The sequence below is a fragment of the Microcoleus sp. Pol11C3 genome, assembly GCF_036701485.1.
Taxonomy (GTDB): Bacteria; Cyanobacteriota; Cyanobacteriia; order Cyanobacteriales; family Microcoleaceae; genus Microcoleus.
Map to the genome: position 1 here is coordinate 1 of NZ_JAUBQW010000274.1, position 2,382 is coordinate 2,382.

At 45.0% G+C, this 2,382-nt stretch carries 3 protein-coding genes; all 3 read right to left on the bottom strand.

Annotation, left to right across the window (positions count from 1 at the left end):
* Positions 1 to 205: 205 nt before the first annotated feature.
* From QUA40_RS28420 to QUA40_RS28425, 3 genes are read right to left on the bottom strand one after another with little or no spacing between them, the layout of a single operon-like run.
* Entirely contained in the window at positions 206 to 1,897 is a 1,692-nt protein-coding gene (locus QUA40_RS28420; protein WP_333132010.1) for a PP2C family protein-serine/threonine phosphatase, read from the bottom strand.
* Positions 1,881 to 2,033, bottom strand: a complete 153-nt coding sequence (locus QUA40_RS29220) for an MHYT domain-containing protein (RefSeq protein WP_445301213.1) — start codon at positions 2,031 to 2,033, stop codon at positions 1,881 to 1,883. Before QUA40_RS29220 ends, QUA40_RS28420 begins: the two co-directional genes overlap by 17 nt.
* Positions 2,034 to 2,087: 54 nt before the next feature.
* Entirely contained in the window at positions 2,088 to 2,282 is a 195-nt protein-coding gene (locus QUA40_RS28425) for an MHYT domain-containing protein (protein WP_333132012.1), read from the bottom strand.
* Between the last annotated feature and the right edge of the window lie 100 nt (positions 2,283 to 2,382).

Sequence of the window (2,382 nt, forward strand, 5' to 3'; positions counted from 1 at the left end):
CATCTTTATTTGACGATTTTACTAGGTTTTTCATTTTAACTCTTTTGTGACACATTCGCAAAAGTGAGATGCACCCATTTGACTGTTAACGCGATCGCCCCGACGACCATTTCCAGTTTAATTTCATAAGTTTATTTTTTCTCTTGTATTGGCGAGCGCTCTAAACCAATGCGGCTGCTTGAGCCTGTAACTTTTCTTCTACGCCTTATTTCGTCCGCTTCACCACCAACAGCGTAATATCATCAAATACTTTTTGAGTGCCGATATGTCGCCGTAAATTGTCAATCACCGCTTGCTTAATTTCCCCAGCCGACAAATGCCAGTTTTGGCTAATGACTTCACACATTTGCTCAACGCCATACTGTTTTTTGTTAATGTCTTTTGCTTCGGGAATACCATCGGTATATAGCACTAAACCATCTCCTAGCTGTAGCTCAATTGAAATGTGACTGATGAACTCAGCAATGTCATCGTCGAGGGCGATGGGGAAGCCTAAATCCATTGTGTCTACTCGCTCAATTTCTCCTCCTCCCCGCACAATGATTGTTTCTTCATGCTGACCGCTGATGCTGACCCGTCCTTGGGAATAATTTAAAATCGCTAGGGTGAGACTTTTCTCAGATTTCATGCGCTGCACGTTTTTATACAGCGTGCGGTTGAGCGCATCTAAAAACCGAACCGGATCAGTTTCGCTGATTTCTTTGAGGGTACGGACTGCCGTTTGCGCCATCAGCATCAAGATACCGCTTTCGAGTCCATGTCCCGTGACATCGCCGATGCCAAGAGTGACAACGCCATCGGTGTTTAAAACATCATAGTAGTCGCCGCCGACTTCATCGGCAGCATCCATGTATCCAGCAATATCGAGTCCTTCAATTTCCAATTCTTCAGGATTGGGCAGAATCATTTGCTGCATTTGACGCACGATATCCAATTCAGCACCCATGCGAAGATTTTCTTCCTTGAGTCTCTGGTTGAGGGTATCTAACTTTTGCGCGGAGTCTGCCAGTTGCTCTATGGCTTGTTCGAGTCGATCCGATTGTACAAAGATCGATTGGTCAAAAACCTCAACCAACTGCGTCAAAGTCGCTACTTGGGATTTAAGCTGCGCTAGCTCCTGCTCAGTGTTTCTTGTGAATATTTGCCCTTCGGCTGTAGGAGATTCATCTTTTTGAGCGAAGACAACTCCTCGATAGAAGGGCAGCAGTGCTGTCTTGACGTTCAGTGCCAGAGTGCTGAACATCTGAACCGTGCTAGGGGGAATCTGGACTTTCAAGAACATGATAATTGCAAACAGATTGCCCGAAGGCAATAGACCACCAAACCCCAACACAGACTTGATTCCGAAGGGAATCACAAAGGAGTCCTGGGCCGGAATATAGGGGTTGCCAATCGCTTCAGGCACATAGAAGACGTTGTATTTCCTCTGCTCGATTTCTACCAAAAGATTCGGGTCAGGGTTGATAACTGTTTTTATATCTAAGCCGAGCTGTCTGATGAGTTGTGAGATCATCGGCATCTGAGCGACTACAGATTCGCTTGCCAGTGGAATAGCTTTGTGTCCAACGGATGTGTGTCTTGAGTTCCATTCCGTTTGTTGTCCTACCGTTGCCAGTAGAGTCATGCACTTCATGGCAGGCAAAGGGGGATAGTGATCCAACATACTACGGGCATACTCGGCAAGTTCGACTTCTAAGTCTTCATAAGGGTGAGTTTTGAACAAACGGACGAGGGCGCAGGATTTCTCACCAGTTGGCTTAGTACAGAAATTTTCGTAAAGATATCTAACAATTCTGTTACTCGCCTCTTCCATACTTTCAACCCCCAAGCCTAACTGGCGTAGAGCCAACCCGCATTCGGCCATGTCCCTTAAAGTGAATCTAGTCAAGTCGTACATCTGAATTCCTCATCGATTTGGAAATAACGGCAACTAAGACAAACAGTGCCACAATCCAGTAATTATGGTGCATTTCGGCACGTACTCGCATTGCAGCCATGCCCATATAATGCATACTTCCCATGCCAGAGCCCATGAGAATACCGGCGATTAACAATGAGAACCTGTGTGCAAAATCTCGATGCAAGCTCTAGAAGGCGATACCAGATGCAATGACTGCAGCAAGCCAAGAGACAATCAGAATGGGTAAATTGTAGGCGATCGATACTGGCAGGTAATAAGCCAGCATTCCTATAAAGTGCATTGCCCAGATGCCAGTTCCCATTGTCACAGAACTACCAATTAACCAACAACAGCCAATATTTTCACCGTTTTGGGGATTCATTCTCCCGCTTAATTCTCAGGCTTATATAGCAATCCTAAATGATTTTCTATATCTAGAGCAATCCTAAATGATTTTCTTTGTGTAAGTATATTGACTTATT

Excerpts from the sequence above, each read along its gene's own strand:
- QUA40_RS29220 (WP_445301213.1), bottom strand. The coding sequence starts at position 2,033 with ATGGGCTCTGGCATGGGAAGTATGCATTATATGGGCATGGCTGCAATG.
- QUA40_RS28425 (WP_333132012.1), bottom strand. The coding sequence starts at position 2,282 with ATGAATCCCCAAAACGGTGAAAATATTGGCTGTTGTTGGTTAATTGGT.
- QUA40_RS28420 (WP_333132010.1), bottom strand. The coding sequence starts at position 1,897 with ATGTACGACTTGACTAGATTCACTTTAAGGGACATGGCCGAATGCGGG.